16 protein-coding genes are annotated in these 18,863 nt (G+C 57.1%); 13 read left to right on the plus strand and 3 right to left on the minus strand.

Features of this window, described 5'->3' with window-relative positions; translation table 11 throughout:
- The first annotated feature begins 107 nt into the window (after positions 1-107).
- The 7 genes from lepA to acpS all read left to right on the plus strand — a co-directional run bounded on the left by lepA (position 108) and on the right by acpS (position 6,572).
- The gene (gene lepA / locus ACDO57_RS00095; protein ID WP_024908619.1) at positions 108-1,907 is read left to right on the plus strand and encodes a translation elongation factor 4; all 1,800 of its coding nucleotides are present in this window, start codon (positions 108-110) and stop codon (positions 1,905-1,907) included.
- 15 nt (positions 1,908-1,922) lie between these two features.
- On the plus strand, positions 1,923-2,897 hold the full coding sequence (gene lepB / locus ACDO57_RS00100; protein WP_024908620.1) for a signal peptidase I: 975 nt from the start codon (positions 1,923-1,925) through the stop codon (positions 2,895-2,897).
- Between the two features lie 222 nt (positions 2,898-3,119).
- Positions 3,120-3,800: a ribonuclease III gene (rnc, locus tag ACDO57_RS00105; protein ID WP_003860711.1), complete on the plus strand. Its 681-nt coding sequence runs from the start codon at positions 3,120-3,122 to the stop codon at positions 3,798-3,800.
- Positions 3,797-4,702: a GTPase Era gene (gene era / locus ACDO57_RS00110; RefSeq protein ID WP_024908621.1), complete on the plus strand. Its 906-nt coding sequence runs from the start codon at positions 3,797-3,799 to the stop codon at positions 4,700-4,702. Before rnc ends, era begins: the two co-directional genes overlap by 4 nt.
- A 17-nt stretch (positions 4,703-4,719) precedes the next feature.
- On the plus strand, positions 4,720-5,427 hold the full coding sequence (gene recO, locus ACDO57_RS00115) for a DNA repair protein RecO (RefSeq protein WP_048991368.1): 708 nt from the start codon (positions 4,720-4,722) through the stop codon (positions 5,425-5,427).
- A gap of 33 nt (positions 5,428-5,460) precedes the next feature.
- Complete coding sequence (pdxJ, locus tag ACDO57_RS00120; protein ID WP_370883374.1) at positions 5,461-6,192, plus strand: pyridoxine 5'-phosphate synthase; 732 nt, start codon at positions 5,461-5,463, stop codon at positions 6,190-6,192.
- Positions 6,192-6,572, plus strand: coding sequence for a holo-ACP synthase (acpS, locus tag ACDO57_RS00125; protein ID WP_008502178.1), 381 nt, complete (start codon positions 6,192-6,194; stop codon positions 6,570-6,572). Before pdxJ ends, acpS begins: the two co-directional genes overlap by 1 nt.
- On the opposite strand, the gene ACDO57_RS00130 is transcribed toward acpS, so the two are convergent.
- Positions 6,569-6,829 carry a YfhL family 4Fe-4S dicluster ferredoxin gene (locus ACDO57_RS00130; RefSeq protein WP_008502177.1) on the minus strand — a complete coding sequence of 87 codons (261 nt, stop codon included), beginning with the start codon at positions 6,827-6,829 and terminating at the stop codon, positions 6,569-6,571. The two genes, acpS and ACDO57_RS00130, sit on opposite strands and share 4 nt — an antisense overlap.
- A 46-nt stretch (positions 6,830-6,875) precedes the next feature.
- Positions 6,876-7,724 carry a MurR/RpiR family transcriptional regulator gene (locus ACDO57_RS00135; RefSeq protein ID WP_023333056.1) on the minus strand — a complete coding sequence of 283 codons (849 nt, stop codon included), beginning with the start codon at positions 7,722-7,724 and terminating at the stop codon, positions 6,876-6,878.
- A 117-nt stretch (positions 7,725-7,841) separates the two neighbouring features.
- On the opposite strand from ACDO57_RS00135, the gene murQ reads away from it, so the two are divergent.
- Genes murQ through tadA form a run of 4 tightly spaced genes read left to right on the plus strand, consistent with a single transcriptional unit; the run spans position 7,842 to position 11,311 of the window.
- Entirely contained in the window at positions 7,842-8,735 is an 894-nt protein-coding gene (gene murQ / locus ACDO57_RS00140) for an N-acetylmuramic acid 6-phosphate etherase (protein ID WP_157189601.1), read from the plus strand.
- An 11-nt stretch (positions 8,736-8,746) separates the two neighbouring features.
- The gene (locus ACDO57_RS00145) at positions 8,747-10,108 is read left to right on the plus strand and encodes a PTS transporter subunit EIIC (RefSeq protein ID WP_032648668.1); all 1,362 of its coding nucleotides are present in this window, start codon (positions 8,747-8,749) and stop codon (positions 10,106-10,108) included.
- Between the two features lie 3 nt (positions 10,109-10,111).
- Positions 10,112-10,747: a phosphatidylglycerophosphatase C gene (gene yfhb / locus ACDO57_RS00150; RefSeq protein ID WP_061714624.1), complete on the plus strand. Its 636-nt coding sequence runs from the start codon at positions 10,112-10,114 to the stop codon at positions 10,745-10,747.
- Between the two features lie 24 nt (positions 10,748-10,771).
- Positions 10,772-11,311, plus strand: coding sequence for a tRNA adenosine(34) deaminase TadA (gene tadA, locus ACDO57_RS00155; protein ID WP_061714625.1), 540 nt, complete (start codon positions 10,772-10,774; stop codon positions 11,309-11,311).
- On the opposite strand, the gene mltF is transcribed toward tadA, so the two are convergent.
- The gene (mltF, locus tag ACDO57_RS00160) at positions 11,199-12,749 is read right to left on the minus strand and encodes a membrane-bound lytic murein transglycosylase MltF (RefSeq protein WP_032648672.1); all 1,551 of its coding nucleotides are present in this window, start codon (positions 12,747-12,749) and stop codon (positions 11,199-11,201) included. The genes tadA and mltF overlap by 113 nt on opposite strands.
- A 267-nt stretch (positions 12,750-13,016) precedes the next feature.
- Here mltF and purL point away from each other — a divergent pair, with 267 nt between their 5' ends.
- A complete protein-coding gene (gene purL, locus ACDO57_RS00165) occupies positions 13,017-16,904 on the plus strand; it encodes a phosphoribosylformylglycinamidine synthase (protein WP_048991357.1) in 3,888 nt (1,295 codons plus the stop codon).
- A 531-nt stretch (positions 16,905-17,435) separates the two neighbouring features.
- Positions 17,436-18,863 (plus strand): two component system sensor histidine kinase QseE/GlrK, encoded by a 1,428-nt coding sequence (qseE, locus tag ACDO57_RS00170; RefSeq protein ID WP_024908630.1) that lies wholly within the window; start codon positions 17,436-17,438, stop codon positions 18,861-18,863.

An 18,863-nucleotide genomic window follows, 5' to 3' on the forward strand; every position in this document is an offset into this window, starting at 1 on the left:
TTCCAGGTAGCGTGGATGTAGTGTAGAATGCTGCGTTTTCGCACTGAAAAACGTCAGGCTAAGAACAGCGGCCTCCAGGAATTCGTAAGGCATAATTATTTAACTATATGAAGAACATACGTAACTTTTCGATCATTGCTCACATTGACCACGGTAAGTCGACGCTGTCTGACCGTATTATCCAGATTTGCGGTGGCCTGTCTGATCGTGAAATGGAAGCCCAGGTTCTGGACTCCATGGACCTGGAACGCGAACGCGGTATCACCATCAAAGCGCAGAGCGTTACGCTTGATTATAAAGCGGCTGATGGTGAAACCTATCAACTGAACTTTATCGACACCCCAGGCCACGTTGACTTCTCCTATGAGGTTTCACGTTCGCTCGCGGCCTGTGAAGGCGCGCTGCTGGTAGTGGATGCCGGGCAGGGCGTAGAAGCCCAGACCCTGGCAAACTGCTACACCGCGATGGAAATGGATCTCGAAGTTGTGCCGGTTTTGAACAAGATCGACCTGCCAGCCGCCGATCCTGAGCGCGTTGCGGAAGAGATTGAAGATATTGTCGGCATTGACGCGACCGATGCCGTGCGCTGCTCCGCGAAAACCGGTGTGGGCGTGACCGACGTGCTGGAACGCCTGGTGCGTGACATTCCGGCCCCGGAAGGCGATCCGGATGCGCCGCTGCAGGCGTTGATTATCGACTCCTGGTTCGATAACTATCTGGGCGTTGTCTCCCTGGTGCGTATTAAAAACGGCACCATGCGCAAAGGCGACAAAATCAAGGTGATGAGCACCGGACAGGTCTACAACGCCGACCGTCTGGGCATCTTCACGCCAAAACAGGTTGACCGTACCGAGCTGACATGCGGCGAGGTAGGCTGGCTGGTATGCGCCATCAAAGACATCCTCGGTGCGCCGGTGGGCGATACCCTGACCGGTGCGCGTAACCCGGCAGATAAAGCGCTGCCAGGCTTTAAAAAAGTAAAACCGCAGGTCTACGCGGGTCTGTTCCCGGTCAGTTCTGACGACTACGAAAACTTCCGTGACGCGCTCGGTAAACTGAGCCTGAACGATGCGTCCTTGTTCTACGAGCCAGAAAGCTCAACGGCGCTGGGCTTTGGCTTCCGCTGTGGCTTCCTCGGTCTGCTGCACATGGAGATCATTCAGGAGCGTCTGGAGCGTGAATACGATCTGGACCTGATCACCACGGCACCGACCGTAGTCTATGAAGTTGAAACCACCTCGAAAGAAGTGATCTACGTCGATAGCCCGTCCAAGCTGCCGCCGCTGAACAACATTCAGGAACTGCGTGAGCCTATTGCAGAGTGTCACATGCTGCTGCCGCAGGAATTCCTGGGTAACGTCATTACGCTGTGTATTGAGAAGCGTGGCGTGCAGACCAACATGGTTTACCACGGTAACCAGGTGGCGCTGACCTATGAGATCCCGATGGCGGAAGTGGTACTCGACTTCTTCGATCGTCTGAAGTCCACCTCCCGTGGCTATGCGTCGCTGGATTACAACTTCAAACGCTTCCAGGCCTCCAACATGGTGCGTGTGGACGTGCTGATCAACGGCGAGCGTGTGGATGCGCTGGCGCTGATCACCCACAACGATAATGCGCCGTACCGTGGCCGCGAGCTGGTTGAGAAGATGAAAGATCTGATCCCGCGTCAGCAGTTCGATATCGCGATTCAGGCGGCCATTGGCAACCATATTATCGCGCGTTCCACCGTGAAACAGCTGCGTAAAAACGTTCTGGCGAAGTGCTATGGCGGCGACGTCAGCCGTAAGAAAAAGCTGCTGCAGAAGCAGAAAGAAGGTAAGAAGCGTATGAAGCAGGTCGGTAACGTCGAGCTGCCGCAGGAAGCATTCCTTGCCATCCTTCATGTTGGTAAAGACGGCAAATAACCCTAAGGAGTTGGCATGGCGAACATGTTTGCCCTGATCCTGGTCATTGCTACCCTGGTGACAGGTCTGCTGTGGTGTCTGGATAAGTTTATCTTCGCCCCAAAACGTCGTGAACGTCAGGCTGCCGCACAGGCAGCCACTGGCGATGGGATTGACGCGAAAACCCTGAAGAAAGTCGGCCCGAAACCGGGCTGGCTGGAAACGGGTGCCTCGGTATTTCCGGTGCTGGCGATTGTGCTGGTGGTACGTTCGTTTATTTACGAGCCGTTCCAGATCCCATCAGGTTCAATGATGCCAACGCTGCTGATTGGTGATTTTATTCTGGTAGAGAAGTTTGCCTACGGCATTAAAGACCCGATCTACCAGAAAACGCTGATCGAAACCGGTCATCCGAAACGTGGCGACATCGTGGTGTTCAAATATCCGGAAGATCCGCGTCTGGACTACATCAAGCGCGCGGTAGGTCTGCCGGGTGATAAAGTGACTTACGATCCGGTTGCGAAAGAAGTCACCGTTCAGCCGGGCTGCAGCTCCGGTACCGCATGCGAAAACGCGCTGCCAATCACCTACTCAAACGTTGAGCCAAGTGATTTTGTGCAGACCTTCGCCCGTCGTAACGGCGGTGAAGCGACCAGCGGATTCTTCCAGGTACCGAAAGGTGAAACCAAAGAGGACGGCATCCGTCTGGTTGAGCGCAAAGAGACGCTGGGCGATGTGACGCACCGGATCCTCACCGTGCCAATCGCGCAGGATCAGCTGGGTATGTACTATCGCCAGCCTGGCCAGCAGCTGGCGAGCTGGATTGTACCGCCAGGACATTACTTCATGATGGGTGACAACCGCGATAATTCTGCGGACAGCCGTTACTGGGGCTTTGTGCCGGAAGCGAATCTGGTCGGTAAAGCCACCGCCATCTGGATGAGTTTTGAGAAACAGGAAGGCGAATGGCCGACCGGTGTTCGCCTGAGTCGTATCGGCGGAATCCATTAATTCTCACTAAATGAACGTGTAGCCGCTAATTAAAGCGGCTACACGAATTATTTCACCGATAAATCTCTTCGAACTAACGACATCCCCTGTCGTTGTGTATAGAATATTCCCCCGAAGTTTAAGGTTGGCCCTGCAAGGGTGCCACGGCACACGAAACCGCGTTGGTTTTCTCAGGTCGGTTTCGTGTGCTGCATTTTTGACGCATTCATTTATTGGTATCGCATGAACCCCATCGTAATTAATCGGCTTCAACGGAAGCTGGGCTACACTTTTCATCATCAGGAGTTGTTGCAACAGGCATTAACCCACCGCAGTGCCAGCAGCAAACATAATGAGCGTCTCGAGTTTTTAGGCGACTCTATTTTAAGTTTCGTGATTGCGAATGCGCTTTATCATCGTTTCCCGCGCGTGGATGAAGGTGATATGAGCCGCATGCGTGCCACGCTGGTTCGGGGTAATACCCTTGCGGAAATCGCGCGCGAATTTGAACTGGGCGAATGTCTGCGTCTTGGACCGGGTGAACTGAAGAGCGGCGGCTTCCGTCGTGAATCTATTCTTGCCGATACGGTCGAAGCATTAATTGGTGGTGTGTTTCTGGACAGCGATATCCAGACCGTAGAAAAGCTGATCCTGAACTGGTATCAGACCCGTCTGGACGAAATCAGCCCGGGCGATAAACAAAAAGATCCGAAAACGCGTCTGCAGGAATATTTGCAGGGTCGTCATCTGCCGCTGCCATCTTATCTGGTGGTGCAGGTTCGTGGCGAAGCGCACGATCAGGAATTTACCATCCATTGCCAGGTCAGTGGCCTGAGTGAACCGGTGGTGGGCACAGGTTCAAGCCGTCGTAAGGCTGAACAGGCTGCCGCCGAACAGGCGTTAAAAATGCTGGAGCTGGAATGAGCGAAGAAAAGACCTATTGCGGATTTATTGCCATCGTCGGGCGCCCGAACGTCGGCAAATCCACCCTGCTGAATAATCTGCTTGGGCAGAAGATTTCTATCACCTCGCGTAAGGCGCAGACCACGCGTCACCGTATCGTCGGCATCCATACTGAAGGCGCGTATCAGGCGATCTACGTCGATACCCCGGGCCTGCACATGGAAGAGAAGCGCGCCATTAACCGCCTGATGAACAAGGCGGCGAGCAGTTCGATTGGCGATGTAGAGCTGGTGATTTTCGTTGTGGAAGGCACCCGCTGGACGCCGGACGACGAAATGGTGCTGAACAAGCTGCGTGACGGCAAAACGCCGGTCATCCTCGCGGTCAACAAAGTTGATAACGTGCAGGAAAAGGCCGACCTGCTGCCGCATCTGCAGTGGCTCGGTAGCCAGATGAACTTCCTTGATATCGTCCCGCTGTCTGCGGAGACGGGGCTGAACGTGGACACCATCGCGGGCATCGTGCGTAAGCATCTGCCGGAAGCGATTCATCACTTCCCGGAAGACTACATCACCGATCGCTCTCAGCGCTTTATGGCGTCTGAAATCATCCGTGAAAAGCTGATGCGTTTCCTGGGCGCTGAACTGCCGTACTCTGTGACGGTGGAGATCGAGCGTTTCCAGACCAACGAGCGCGGTGGCTACGACATCAACGGCCTGATCCTTGTTGAGCGCGAAGGGCAGAAGAAGATGGTGATCGGCAACAAAGGGGCCAAAATCAAAACCATCGGCATTGAAGCCCGTAAGGACATGCAGGAGATGTTTGAAGCGCCGGTTCACCTCGAACTGTGGGTGAAAGTGAAATCTGGCTGGGCCGATGATGAGCGTGCTCTGCGCAGCCTCGGTTACGGCGAAGACCAGTAACTTAAGACGACGAGCATATGGATGGATGGCAGCGCGCTTTCGTCCTGCATAGTCGCCCCTGGAGCGAAACCAGCCTGATGCTGGACGTCTTCACGGAAGAGTCGGGTCGCGTGCGCCTGGTTGCGAAAGGCGCACGTTCCAAACGTTCTAATCTGAAAGGTGCCCTACAGCCTTTCACGCCGCTGCTGGTTCGCTTTGGCGGGCGAGGGGAAGTCAAAACCCTGCGCAGCGCCGAAGCCGTCTCCCTGGCGCTTCCTCTTTCTGGTATCACGCTCTACAGCGGCCTGTATATCAACGAACTCATCTCACGGGTTCTTGAGCATGAGACTCGCTTCTCTGAACTTTTCTTCGATTATCTGCACTGTATCCAGTCGCTGGCTGGCGCAACCGGTACGCCCGAGCCTGCGCTGCGGCGTTTTGAACTGGCGCTGCTGGGCCATCTTGGGTACGGGGTCGATTTTCTGCACTGTGCGGGCAGCGGTGACGAAGTTGAAGACACCATGACCTACCGCTACCGCGAAGAAAAGGGCTTTATTGCCAGCATCGTGATCGACAACAGCACCTTTACCGGGCGCCAGCTCCGGGCGCTGTATGAGCGCGAGTTTCCCGATCAGGATACCCTGCGCGCAGCAAAACGCTTTACCCGGATTGCCCTCAAGCCGTATCTTGGCGGCAAGCCCTTAAAGAGCCGCGAATTATTCAGGCAGTTTGTGCCGAAACGTTAGACCACAGAATCGAAAAGAAAACCGAGGATTGTCATGGCTGAATTACTGTTAGGCGTCAACATCGATCACATCGCCACGCTGCGTAATGCGCGCGGTACGGCGTATCCCGATCCGGTTCAGGCGGCGTTTATCGCTGAACAGGCTGGCGCCGACGGCATTACCGTTCACCTGCGTGAAGACCGTCGCCACATCACCGACCGCGACGTGCGCATTCTGCGCCAGACGCTGGATACCCGTATGAATTTGGAGATGGCGGTCACCGAAGATATGCTGGCGATTGCCTGTGAGACCCAGCCGCACTTCTGCTGCCTGGTGCCGGAAAAACGCCAGGAAGTCACGACCGAAGGCGGTCTGGATGTGGCCGGTCAGCTCGACAAAATGCGCGATGCCTGCAAGCGCCTGGCGGATGCCGGTATCCTGGTTTCGCTGTTTATTGACGCCGATTTCACCCAGATTAAAGCGGCAGCCGACGTGGGCGCGCCGTATATCGAAATTCACACCGGCTGCTATGCCGATGCCAAAAACGATGAAGAGCAGGCCAAAGAGCTGGAGCGTATTGCTAAAGCGGCTACGTATGCCTCAAGCCTGGGTCTGAAGGTTAACGCCGGTCACGGTCTGACCTACCACAACGTGAAGGCCATTGCCGCCCTGCCTGAAATGCACGAGCTGAACATCGGCCACGCCATCATTGGCCGCGCGGTGATGAGCGGCCTGAAAGAGGCGGTTTCAGAAATGAAACGCCTGATGCAGGAAGCGCGTCAGTAATGGCCATTCTGGGCTTAGGCACCGATATCGTTGAAATAGCCCGCATAGAAGCGGTGATCGCCCGTAGCGGCGATCGCCTGGCGAGACGCGTGCTGAGCGATAACGAATGGGCCATCTGGGAAGCACATCAGCAGCCGGTGCGCTTTCTGGCAAAGCGCTTTGCGGTAAAAGAGGCGGCCGCTAAAGCCTTCGGAACCGGCATTCGTAACGGTCTGGCGTTCAACCAGTTTGAAGTGTTTAACGATGAGCTGGGTAAGCCAAGCCTGCGTTTATGGGGTGAGGCGCAAAAGCTGGCAGAAAAGCTGGGGGTGAATCACGTGCACGTGACGATCGCCGATGAACGCCACTATGCCAGCGCGACGGTGATCATCGAAAGTTAAAGCTTGTCCGCGTGGTGCATCAGGACAAACTTATCCCACAGCTGCTCTTCGCTCTCGACGTGTGCCGGATCCTTCAGGATGGTATTCGGGATCGGGCACACTTTTTGACAGGTCGGCGTTTCATAGTGGCCGATGCATTCCGTGCAGCGGTCGCTGTTAATCTCATAAATGCTGTCGCCCATCGAAATCGCCTGGTTTGGGCATTCGGGCTCGCACATATCGCAATTAATGCATTTTTTGGTAATTAACAGCGCCATCAGGAAATTCTCAGAAACAACACAAACTGGGCGGGCATTATACGCGTCAAACCAGTTTCTTTACCAGTTCTTCGCTGTGGCGAATACGTTCTGGCGCACGCTCCAGATCCTGCTGCACCAGCGCCATAAACAGCAGGTCCGTCAGCATCATTTGTGCGCTGGTGGACGAGATAGCCGCGCTGCGCGTGGCCTGCTCCTCGGCAATGGTATATAAACAGCGCGTGGCCCGCTGCTGCAGGGCATTCGGCGTAAAACCGGTGATCGCCAGAATTTTACCGCCGACGCGCAGCGCTTCATCGGTGGCCATGTTGATCTCGCGGCGCTCGCCGGAATAGGAGATCGCCAGCAGCAGATCGTCAGGATCCATCGCCTGTACGGTCGCCAGCAGGGCATGCATATCCTGCTCGACGATGGCGTTAAGCCCAATTTTTGTCAGCTTCCAGCCAAAGTTACGCGCCACAAGCCCGGACGCGCCGATGCCGGTCAGAATGATCCGCCGCGCGCCGCGCAGCATCGCCACGCTCTCCAGCAGCTTCTCTTCCGTATTCACATCCAGCGTCGCATGCATGGCCGCCACGTTCTCTTTGATCAGCTTTTCGCCGACCAGCCGCATCGGGTCATCGCCGCGAATCTGATTATGCACCGGCATGGACTGCGGGTTAGGGTTACTGACCAGCGCTTCACTGATCGCCAGCTTGAGGGCGGGGAACCCTTTAAAGCCAATCTTCTGCGCAAATTTCACTACGCTGGACTGGCTCACGCCGGCCTCACTCGCCAGCTGCTGCGAGCTGAGATGGCGTGCGCGATCGGGTTGAGAAAGCAGAAAATCCGCCAGCTTCTTGTCGCTTTGGGCAAAGCCTGCGTAGCGCTGGCGAATGCGAATTAAACAGTTCATACGGTCTCCTGGCGAAAATGTGATTATCTGCGCAAATACGGATTTTGCTCGCCTGAATGAATTTTATATTCCATTATAGTGTGATTATTATGAATTAAAAATTCTTGAGGTACAAAAATGAATCTTGGCTCACTTGTTTCTGAAACGCGTAACCCGCAAACCATGGATCTGGATGCGCTCTCCACCCTGGAGCTGGTTCACCGCTTTAATCAACAGGATACGCTGGTCGCGCAGGCTGTGAAAGAGACATTACCCGAGGTGGCGAAAGCGGTCGATGCGGCGGCGAAATCCCTCAAGGCCGGTGGACGCATTATTTACATGGGCGCGGGCACCAGCGGGCGTCTTGGGGTCCTGGACGCGTCAGAATGCCCGCCAACCTTTGGGGTGCCGCATGGTCTGGTAGTTGGGCTGATTGCCGGTGGACCCGGTGCGCTGCTGAAAGCCGTTGAAGGGGCGGAAGATAACAAACAGCTCGGTGAAGATGATCTCAAAGCGCTGAACCTGACCGCGCAGGATCTGGTGGTTGGGCTGGCAGCATCCGGGCGCACGCCGTACGTGATTGGCGGGCTGGAATACGCTAACCAGACCGGCTGCACGACGGTCGCCATCTCCTGTAACCCAGGCTCACCGATTGCACAGGTGGCCGCTATCGCAATCTCTCCGGTGGTTGGGCCGGAAGCGCTCACCGGCTCCACGCGCCTGAAATCCGGGACCGCGCAAAAGCTGGTGCTCAATATGATCTCCACCGGAGCGATGGTGAAGTTTGGGAAGGTGTATCAGAACCTGATGGTGGATATGCAGGCCACCAACGTCAAGCTGGTGGACAGAGCCTGCCGCATGGTGATGGAGGCGACGGGCGCAGGACGTGAAGAGGCAGAAGCGGTACTCAAGCAGACCGATCACGATGTTAAACCGGCCATTCTGATGATCTTAAGCGGGCTGGATGCGGCAAGCGCCAGAGCCAAACTCGATGCGCATAACGGCTTCTTACGGGCGGCATTAGAAAACTAACAGAGGCGTGTATGGACAAAACAGCAGCGCTCGCCAGCGATATCCTGCAGGGGATCGGTGGGGAACAAAATATTCAGCGTCTCGAAAACTGCATGACGCGCGTGCGCGTCGAGGTGCATAACGACGACCAGCTTGACGTGCCGCGCCTGAAGCAACTGTCCGGCGTCAGCGGCTACGTGAAACAGGGCCAGCAGCATCAGCTGATCGTCGGGCCGGGGAAAGCGGCGCAGGTTGTCGATGCCATGCGGGCGCTGATGGGCGTTAGCGCGAGCGTGTCGATTGACGATGCGGAGCGCACCAAAGCGCAGGCGAAGGCCAAATACAAAGCCCCGATGAGCGATGCGCTGCGACAGCTCGCAAACGTCTTCATTCCGCTGATTCCGGCGTTTATTGCCTCAGGCCTGATCACCGGGATCATCAATATTCTCAAGCGGCCGGATATTGTGGGGGATTTCGCCACGCAGTATCCAAACCTGCTGGGGATTCTGGGGATCTTCGGTAGCGCTGTTTTCGCCATCATGAACATTCTCGTCGGGGTCAATACCGCGAAGGTGTTTGGTGGATCGCTGGCCATGGGCGGGGTGATGGCGGGCATCTTGTCCAGCCCGCAGCTGGCGCAGATTACGCTGTTTGGTGAGGCGCTCCAGCCGGGCCGCGGTGGGGTGATCGCCGTGCTGCTGGTGGTCATCCTGATGTGCTGGATCGAGAAAAGGCTGCGCGCGGTTCTGCCCGGCTCGATTGAGCTTATCCTCAACCCGCTGCTGACCACGCTGATTACCGGTAGCGTAGCGATTGTGGCCCTCCAGCCGTTAGGCGGGTGGATCTCTGAAGCCATCGCCCACGGCGCGTCGCTGGCGATTGATCGCGGCGGCCTGTTAGTGGGCGCGGTGCTGTCGGGTACCTTCCTGCCCCTGGTGCTGACGGGCCTGCACCAGGGTTTGGTGCCGATCCACGTCGAGCTGGTGCAGTCGCACGGCTATAACGCGCTGCTGCCTATCCTGTCGATGGCGGGCGTGGGGCAGGTCGGCGCAGCGATTGCCGTACTGATGAAAACCCGCAACGCGCGACTGAAGAAAGTGATCAAAGGCGCACTCCCGGTCGGATTGCTCGGCATTGGCGAGCCGCTGATTTTCGGCGTTACCCTGCCGTTGGGTAAACCGTTCCTCGCCGCCTGTCTGGGCGGCGCGGTAGGCGGGGCGCTCATTAGCTACTGGAAGGTCGCCACCGTGATCACCTTTGGGCTTTCCGGTTTACCGCTGGCATTAACCATCGTGACCGGAAAAGTGATGCTCTATCTGTTAGGCTATTTAGTAGCGGTGATCGCCGGGTTCCTGTTTACCTGGCTGTTAGGTTTCAACGATCCAGAGGAGTAAGGTTTGGCAAATCACGCGCGTCGCGTTGTCTTTTTCGACCTGGATGGAACGCTGCATCAGCAGGATATGTTTGGTACGTTTATGCGTTACCTGCTGCGGCGTCAGCCCCTGAATGCGTTGCTCGTGCTACCGCTCTTACCGGTTATCGGTATCGCGCTGCTGGTGAAAGGCCGTGCGGCGCGATGGCCGATGAGTCTGCTGCTGTGGGGATGTACCTTTGGGCACAGCGAAGTGCGCCTCAAACAGCTCGAAAAGGATTTTGCGCACTGGTTCCGTGGCCACGTCGCCGCCTTTCCGGTGGTGCAGGCGCGCCTGACTGGCTACCTCGACGCGAACGATGCCGACATCTGGCTGATTACCGGTTCCCCGCAGACGCTGGTGGAGCAGGTCTATTTTGATACCCCCTGGCTTCCGCGCGTGAATCTTATTGCCACGCAAATTGCCCGCGGTTACGGCGGTTGGGTGCTGACACTGCGCTGCCTGGGGCATGAAAAAGTGGTCCAGCTGGAGAAACGCATCGGTACGCCGCTGCGCCTGTACAGCGGCTACAGCGACAGTAAACAGGACAACCCGCTGCTCTATTTCTGCCAGCATCGCTGGCGCGTTACGCCATCAGGTGAACTCCAGCAACTCGAATAGTCTTATCCATAATGGGCGTGTATAATGCCGCCCGCTTTTCGACTGGAGTATCAACCGTTGTCCAACCCTGAACTAGACCATGAATACTGGATGCGCCATGCGCTGACGCTGGCTCAGCGTGCCTGGGACGAGGGCGAAGTGCCCGTAGGCGCCGTGCTGGTCCACAATAACCAGGTGATTGGTGAAGGGTGGAACCGTCCGATTGGCCGCCACGATCCTACTGCACATGCCGAAATCATGGCGCTTCGCCAGGGCGGTCTGGTGCTGCAAAACTATCGCCTGCTTGATACTACGTTGTATGTGACGCTGGAGCCGTGCGTGATGTGCTCCGGCGCGATGGTGCACAGCCGGATCGGGACTCTGGTCTTCGGTGCGCGGGATGAAAAAACCGGTGCGGCCGGTTCGCTGATGGACGTGCTGGGTCACCCGGGGATGAACCACCAGGTGAAGACTATCGGCGGGGTGCTTGCACCAGAGTGTTCGGGGCTATTAAGCGATTTCTTTCGAATGCGCCGTCAGCAGAAAAAGCAGCAAAAGGCAGAATTGAAGCCGTCGGACGATTAAGCTCGTCCGGCGCCACGACAGGGTAGCTTTGGGCCAGCTGTTTGGCCTCTGTCGCCTCTTTCTCTTTCTCCAGCAGATACCCGACCAGGCTAATCTGATATTTACGGATATTTTCCACGTAGGCGTAGGCTTCATGCCCGCGCGCGTAGCCGTACGTCAGCTTGTTATACCATGGCTTCTGGCTCAGCAGCGGCAGCCGCTGCTTAACGTCTGACCAGCTGTCCGGGTTGCCTTTCGTTTTGGCCGTCAGCGCTCGCGCATCCAGCATATGCGCATAGCCCATATTGTAGGCCGCCAGCGCAAACCAGATCCGCTCCTCTTCCGGCACCGTTTCCGGGACTTTGGCCATCATATCCTGCAGATAGCGCGCGCCGCCGCTGATGCTCTGTTCCGCATCGGTACGGTCATTGACGCCCAGGCTCAGCGCGGTATTTTTGGTTAACATCATCAAACCACGTACGCCAGTCGGAGACGTGGCCTGGGTATCCCAGTGGGATTCCTGATACGAAATAGCCGCCAGCAGTTTCCAGTCAATCTCCTGGGCGTATTTTTCGAACAGCGGCTGCAGATCTGGCAGGACGCTGTCTACCGCGCGCAGGAAGCTGCGGGTGTCAACGTAGTCAAAGTCGTCACCGTGACCGAGGTACTTCTCCTCCAGACGCGCCAGGGTACCGTCTTCATTGATGGTGTTGAAGAAATCAAGCATCGCGGCAGAGAAGGTCTGATCGTCATCAAGCTGGCTAAACCAGGTCACGGGCTGCTCGTCGGTGACGTCCAGCGCCACGGCGATTTCAGGATGCACCCGCTGGAACAGGCTGATCGCGACCGAATCGGCGATGGTGTAGGGCACTTTCTGGTCTTTTACCTGCTCCAGCAGCTCCGTCGTGCCGAGTTTCGGATCCACCGTCCAGCTCAGGTCGGGATATTTCTTCTCCTTGAGCTCACGCAGATCGTCAATCACCACGTGGCCAGGCGCAATCGTCAGTTGCCGATCGTCAATCGAGGCCAGCGAACGCGGGCGCAGGCCCCCGACGCGGTAAACCAGCTGCTGCGAAACGGAGTAGTAGGTCGGGCCTGGCTGGTAGTTTTTGCTGCGCTCGCTGTTATACACCAGCCCGGCGGCAAGCATATCGGCATCGTCGTTATCGAGGTCGTCAAACAGCTGGTTGATATTCTGGCGGACGGTGATTTTAAGCTTCACGCCAAGATAATCGGCGAACTGTTGTGCCAGCTCGTAATCCAGACCAATGATTTTACCGTTGATGTCGCTGTAAATCAGCGGAGAGTTGAGGGTACTGACGCGCAATTCCCCCCGCTCCTGAATGGCGGCGATACGGTTTTCGGCTTTGCCGAACCAGGGGATGGAAGGCCAGAGGGCCACTGCCAGCAGCAACGTTACAATGCCGATGAGCAGATAATTAATCTTTAATTTTTTCAATTAGTTAATTCTCTGCGACGCCGGTTGCCTCAGTCTGCTGTAGCCATGTTAATCATAAGGTTTGCCATTGAATGAGCGGCATTTTGCGTAAACTTGCGCCACTTGGCAACCAATTAGAGAGACTGGTCACATCTATTGTTAAATCTCCGTGCAAATTTTATTTCGACGCAAACGGTTTCGTCGGCGCTCAGGATTCTCTATAATGACGCCCGTTTTCCCCCCTTGCGCACACTGTAAGCGCCCCGGCGCTTCGAAGACGAGAGACTTATGATGGAAATTCTGCGTGGTTCGCCTGCACTGTCTGCCTTCCGTATCACTAAACTGCTGGCACGTTTTCAGGCGGCCGACCTTCCGGTAAGCAATATTTACGCTGAGTATGTCCATTTTGCTGACCTGAATGCCCCCCTGAATGCAGAGGAGCGCGTACAGCTGGAACGCCTGCTCAAGTATGGCCCAAGCCTGAGCAGCCATACGCCAACCGGCAAACTGATCCTTGCGACGCCTCGTCCGGGCACCATCTCCCCCTGGTCTTCCAAAGCCACCGACATCGCCCACAACTGTGGCCTGAGCCAGATTAACCGTCTGGAACGCGGCGTGGCGTACTACGTGGAAGCCTCTACCCTGAGCGAAGCACAGTGGCAGGCGGTTGCGGCTGAACTGCACGACCGCATGATGGAGAGCGTATTTGCCTCTCTCGATGACGCGCAGAAGCTTTTCTCTCACCATCAGCCTGCGCCGGTACAGAGCGTAGACCTGCTGGGGCAGGGCCGTCAGGCGCTGATTGACGCCAACCTGCGTCTCGGCCTGGCGCTGGCAGAAGACGAAATCGACTACCTGCAGGATGCGTTCGTTAAGCTCAACCGTAACCCGAACGACATCGAACTCTATATGTTCGCGCAGGCGAACTCTGAGCACTGCCGCCACAAGATTTTCAACGCCGACTGGATTATTGACGGCGAACAGCAGCCAAAGTCGCTGTTCAAAATGATCAAAAACACCATGGAGCAAACCCCTGACCACGTGCTGTCTGCCTATAAAGACAACGCCGCGGTGATGGAAGGGTCCGAGGTGGGCCGCTTCTTCGCCGATCGCGAAGCAGGGCGCTATGACTTCCATCAGGAGCCCGCGCATATCCTGATGAAAGTGGAAACCCACAACCACCCGACCGCGATCTCCCCGTGGCCGGGTGCGGCGACCGGCTCCGGCGGTGAAATCCGTGATGAAGGTGCGACCGGTCGTGGTGCAAAACCAAAAGCGGGTCTGGTCGGTTTCTCCGTTTCCAACCTGCGTATCCCGGGCTTTGAACAGCCGTGGGAAGAAGATTTCGGCAAGCCAGAGCGCATTGTGACCGCGCTGGATATCATGACCGAAGGCCCGCTGGGCGGCGCGGCGTTTAACAACGAATTTGGTCGTCCGGCGCTGAACGGTTACTTCCGTACCTATGAAGAGAAAGTGGACAGCCACAACGGCGAAGAGCTGCGCGGCTACCACAAACCGATCATGCTGGCGGGCGGGATCGGCAACATCCGTGCCGATCACGTGCAGAAAGGCGAGATCGTCGTCGGCGCGAAGCTGATCGTGCTCGGCGGCCCGGCGATGAACATCGGTCTGGGCGGCGGAGCGGCCTCTTCTATGGCCTCCGGCCAATCTGACGCGGATCTCGATTTCGCCTCCGTGCAGCGTGACAACCCTGAGATGGAGCGTCGCTGCCAGGAAGTGATCGACCGCTGCTGGCAGCTGGGCGACGCTAACCCGATCCTCTTCATCCACGACGTGGGCGCGGGCGGTCTGTCCAACGCCATGCCGGAGCTGGTGAGCGACGGCGGCCGCGGTGGTCGTTTCAACCTGCGCGATATCCTGAGCGATGAGCCGGGCATGAGCCCGCTGGAAATCTGGTGTAACGAATCCCAGGAGCGCTACGTGCTGGCGGTTGCCGCGGACCAGCTTCCGCTTTTTGACGAGCTGTGCCGCCGCGAGCGCGCGCCGTATGCCGTCATCGGTGAAGCGACCGAAGAGCAGCACCTGACTCTGAGCGACACCCATTTCGACAACCAGCCTATCGATCTGCCGCTCGACGTTCTGCTCGGTAAAACGCCGAAGATGACCCGCGACGTAACAACCCGTAAAGCGGCGGGCAAAGCGCTGGATCGCCAGGGCATTACCGTAGCTGAAGCCGTTAATCGCGTGCTGCACCTGCCGGCTGTTGCTGAGAAAACCTTCCTGGTGACCATCGGCGACCGTACCGTGACCGGTATGGTATCGCGCGATCAGATGGTTGGCCCGTGGCAGATCCCGGTGGCGAACTGCGCCGTGACCACCGCGAGCCTCGACAGCTACTACGGCGAAGCGATGGCGCTGGGCGAACGCACCCCGGTGGCGCTGCTGGACTTCGCTGCCTCTGCCCGTCTGGCGGTCGGTGAAGCGCTGACCAACATCGCCGCGACGCAGATTGGCGACATCAAACGTATCAAACTCTCCGCAAACTGGATGGCCGCTGCCGGTCACCCTGGCGAAGATGCAGGCCTGTATGAAGCCGTGAAGGCGGTGGGCGAGGAGCTGTGTCCTGCTCTCGGCCTGACCATTCCGGTGGGTAAAGACTCCATGTCGATGAAAACCCGCTGGCAGGAAGGCAGCGAGCAGCGCGAGATGACCTCTCCGCTGTCGCTGGTGATTACCGCGTTTGCCCGCGTGGAAGACGTGCGTCATACCGTTACGCCGCAGCTTTCCACCGAAGACAACGCCCTGCTGCTGATTGACCTGGGTAAAGGCAACAACGCGCTGGGTGCCACCGCTCTGGCGCAGGTTTACCGTCAGCTCGGCGACAAGCCAGCCGACGTGCGCGACGTGGCGCAGCTGAAAGGCTTCTACGACGCCATCCAGGCGCTGGTGGCGCAGCGTAAGCTGCTGGCCTACCATGACCGTTCCGACGGCGGCCTGCTGGTGACGCTGGCAGAGATGGCCTTCACCGGCCACTGTGGGGTTGAAGCCAACATTGCAACGCTGGGCGAAGACCGTCTGGCGGCGCTGTTTAACGAAGAGCTGGGCGCCGTGATTCAGGTGCGCGCGGCAGATCGCGACGCGGTTGAAGCGATTCTGGCGAAGCACGGTCTGGCAGACTGCGTGCACTATCTGGGTAAAGCCGTTCAGGGCGACCGCTTCGTCATTGAAGCAGACGGTCACGCCGTGTTCAGCGAAAGCCGCACCACGCTGCGTATGTGGTGGGCGGAAACCACCTGGCAGATGCAGCGCCTGCGTGATAACCCGGAATGTGCCGATCAGGAGCACAACGCGAAGGCCAATGACCAGGATCCAGGCCTGAACGTGAAGCTCTCCTTCGACATCAACGAAGACATTGCCGCGCCGTACATTGCGACCGGCGCGCGTCCGAAAGTGGCCGTGCTGCGCGAGCAGGGTGTTAACTCCCACGTTGAGATGGCGGCTGCCTTCCACCGCGCGGGCTTTGACGCTATCGACGTTCACATGAGCGACCTGCTGGCCGGACGTACCGGTCTGGAAGATTTCCAGGCGCTGGTGGCGTGCGGCGGCTTCTCCTACGGCGACGTGCTGGGCGCGGGCGAGGGCTGGGCGAAGTCCATCCTGTTCAACAGCCGCGTGCGTGACGAGTTCGAAACCTTCTTCCACCGTCCGCAGACCCTGGCGCTGGGCGTGTGTAACGGTTGTCAGATGATGTCCAACCTGCGTGAACTGATCCCGGGCAGCGAAGCCTGGCCGCGCTTTGTGCGTAACCAGTCTGACCGCTTCGAAGCGCGCTTCAGCCTGGTGGAAGTGACCCAAAGCCCGTCTCTGCTGCTGCAGGGAATGGTCGGTTCACAGATGCCAATCGCGGTCTCCCACGGCGAAGGTCAGGTAGAAGTGCGTGATGCCGCGCATCTGGCTCAGCTGGAGAGCAAAGGTCTGGTGGCGCTGCGCTTTGTCGATAACTTCGGCAAGGTCACGGAAACCTACCCGGCCAACCCGAACGGCTCCGCCAACGGTATTACGGCAGTGACCAGCGAAAGCGGTCGTGCGACCATCATGATGCCGCACCCGGAACGTGTGTTCCGCACCGTGAGCAACTCCTGGCACCCTGAAAACTGGGGCGAGGACAGCCCGTGGATGCGTATCTTCCGCAACGCGCGTAAACAGCTGGGTTAAGTTTCAGGCAACACCTGCAGGCCCGGTAAGCGTGAGCGCTACCGGGCTTTTTTGTCTCTGTCGCAAAATCGCGACAACCCTCTGGTTTGAGTGTCTCCAAAAGGAGACATTTAACTTATTGATTTATATATGGCAGTAAAGGTTCCCATTAAGGTGTTGCTTAATAGCGACACTTAGCCTGGAAATCATTCAACCGATAATTAACAGGTTTAACAAGTAAAAGTTATATATTTCAATGTGTTAATATTTTGTTTTGCGTTCTGGCACGGGTGTTGCATAATATTAACCAGTGGCTCATTCACCTTCTTATGTCAGCCCCTTCGGGACGCGCTACATAAACTTCGAATGACGCACAAAAAGGTGCCTGCCGTCCAACTACTGATCATAGCGATGCTTTATCAGGCCAGGGCGAAACGTCGAGTTAGGCACCGCCTCATTCCATGACAAAGCCGGGTTTTTACCCGGCTTTGTTGTATCTGAAGGGCAGACTCAGTTACGCTCTGCGTAAACCCCCATTAAGAGAGTAATGCGTTGAAACGCTGGCCCGTTTTTCCCCGCTCCCTGCGACAGCTTGTCATGATGGCCTTCCTGCTGATCCTGCTGCCGCTGCTGATCCTTGCCTGGCAGGCGTGGCAAAGTCTGAACGCGCTGAGCGCGCAGGCGGCTTTGACCAACCGCACGACGCTCATCGACGCCAGACGCAGTGAAGCGATGACCAACGCCGCGCTGGAGATGGAACGTAGCTATCGTCAGTATTGCGTGCTTGACGATCGGACGCTGGAAAAGGTGTATCAGAGTCAGCGCAAGCGCTATAGCGAAATGCTGGACGCCCACGCCGGCGTATTGCCTGACGACAAGCTCTATCAGGCGTTACGTCAGGATTTAAACGATCTTGCGCAGCTACAGTGCAGTAACAGCGGCCCGGATGCCGCCGCCGCCGCGCGTCTTGAAGCTTTTGCCAGCGCCAACACCGAGATGGTGCAGTCAACGCGCACGGTGATTTTCTCTCGCGGCCAGCAGCTCCAGCAGGAGATTGCCGAGCGCGGCCAGTTCTTCGGCTGGCAGGCGCTGGTGCTGTTCCTCGTGAGCCTCGGGCTGGTTCTGCTCTTTACCCGCATGATCATCGGCCCGGTGAAGGGGATTCAGCGGATGATCAACCGCCTGGGTGAGGGGAAATCGCTCGGGGATACGGTCGCCTTTAAAGGTCCGCGCGAGCTGCGATCCGTAGGCCAGCGCATTATCTGGCTGTCCGAGCGCCTGGCGTGGCTTGAATCACAGCGTCATCAGTTCCTGCGCCATATCTCCCATGAGCTTAAAACGCCGCTGGCCAGCATGCGCGAAGGGACGGAGCTGCTGGCGGACGAAGTGGCAGGACCCCTTACGCCAGAACAGAAAGAAATTGTCGAGATCCTGGATAACAGCAGCCGCAATCTGCAAAAGCTGATTGAGCAACTGCTGGATTACAACCGCAAGCTGGCTGACGGGGCGGTCGTTCTGGAAAACGTTGAGATTGAACCGCTGGTGGATATGGTGATATCCGCCCATAGCTTGCCAGCAAGAGCTAAAATGATGCATACCGGTGTAGAACTGAATGCGCCGACCTGTCTCGCTGAACCCATGCTCTTAATGAGCGTGCTGGATAATCTTTATTCCAATGCGGTGCACTATGGTACTGAATCCGGTAACATTTATATCCGAAGTTATACGAAGGGTTCCCGGGTGTTTATAGACGTCGCTAACACCGGCACCCCGATCCCCGATGACGAAAAAACCATGATCTTCGAGCCCTTTTTCCAGGGGAGTCATCAGCGGAAAGGTGCGGTGAAAGGCAGTGGTCTGGGCTTGAGCATCGCCCGGGACTGCATACGACGCATGCAGGGTGAGCTAAACATTGCCACGGACGAACGTTCGGATGTTTGCTTCCGTATTGAACTGCCCCTGAGCCGGAAAAATCAATAA

Source organism: Enterobacter cloacae complex sp. 2015409 (assembly GCF_041365315.1).
Lineage (GTDB): Bacteria > Pseudomonadota > Gammaproteobacteria > Enterobacterales > Enterobacteriaceae > Enterobacter > Enterobacter pseudoroggenkampii.

Bases quoted from the DNA above. Each gene is read 5' to 3' on its own strand.
- murQ (WP_157189601.1), top strand. From the start codon at position 7,842: ATGAATCTTGGCTCACTTGTTTCTGAAACGCGTAACCCGCAAACCATG.
- ACDO57_RS00145 (WP_032648668.1), top strand. From the start codon at position 8,747: ATGGACAAAACAGCAGCGCTCGCCAGCGATATCCTGCAGGGGATCGGT.
- pdxJ (WP_370883374.1), top strand. From the start codon at position 5,461: ATGGCTGAATTACTGTTAGGCGTCAACATCGATCACATCGCCACGCTG.
- purL (WP_048991357.1), top strand. From the start codon at position 13,017: ATGATGGAAATTCTGCGTGGTTCGCCTGCACTGTCTGCCTTCCGTATC.
- acpS (WP_008502178.1), top strand. From the start codon at position 6,192: ATGGCCATTCTGGGCTTAGGCACCGATATCGTTGAAATAGCCCGCATA.
- lepA (WP_024908619.1), top strand. From the start codon at position 108: ATGAAGAACATACGTAACTTTTCGATCATTGCTCACATTGACCACGGT.
- tadA (WP_061714625.1), top strand. From the start codon at position 10,772: ATGCCGCCCGCTTTTCGACTGGAGTATCAACCGTTGTCCAACCCTGAA.
- lepB (WP_024908620.1), top strand. From the start codon at position 1,923: ATGGCGAACATGTTTGCCCTGATCCTGGTCATTGCTACCCTGGTGACA.
- recO (WP_048991368.1), top strand. From the start codon at position 4,720: ATGGATGGATGGCAGCGCGCTTTCGTCCTGCATAGTCGCCCCTGGAGC.
- ACDO57_RS00130 (WP_008502177.1), bottom strand. From the start codon at position 6,829: ATGGCGCTGTTAATTACCAAAAAATGCATTAATTGCGATATGTGCGAG.
- rnc (WP_003860711.1), top strand. From the start codon at position 3,120: ATGAACCCCATCGTAATTAATCGGCTTCAACGGAAGCTGGGCTACACT.
- era (WP_024908621.1), top strand. From the start codon at position 3,797: ATGAGCGAAGAAAAGACCTATTGCGGATTTATTGCCATCGTCGGGCGC.
- ACDO57_RS00135 (WP_023333056.1), bottom strand. From the start codon at position 7,724: ATGAACTGTTTAATTCGCATTCGCCAGCGCTACGCAGGCTTTGCCCAA.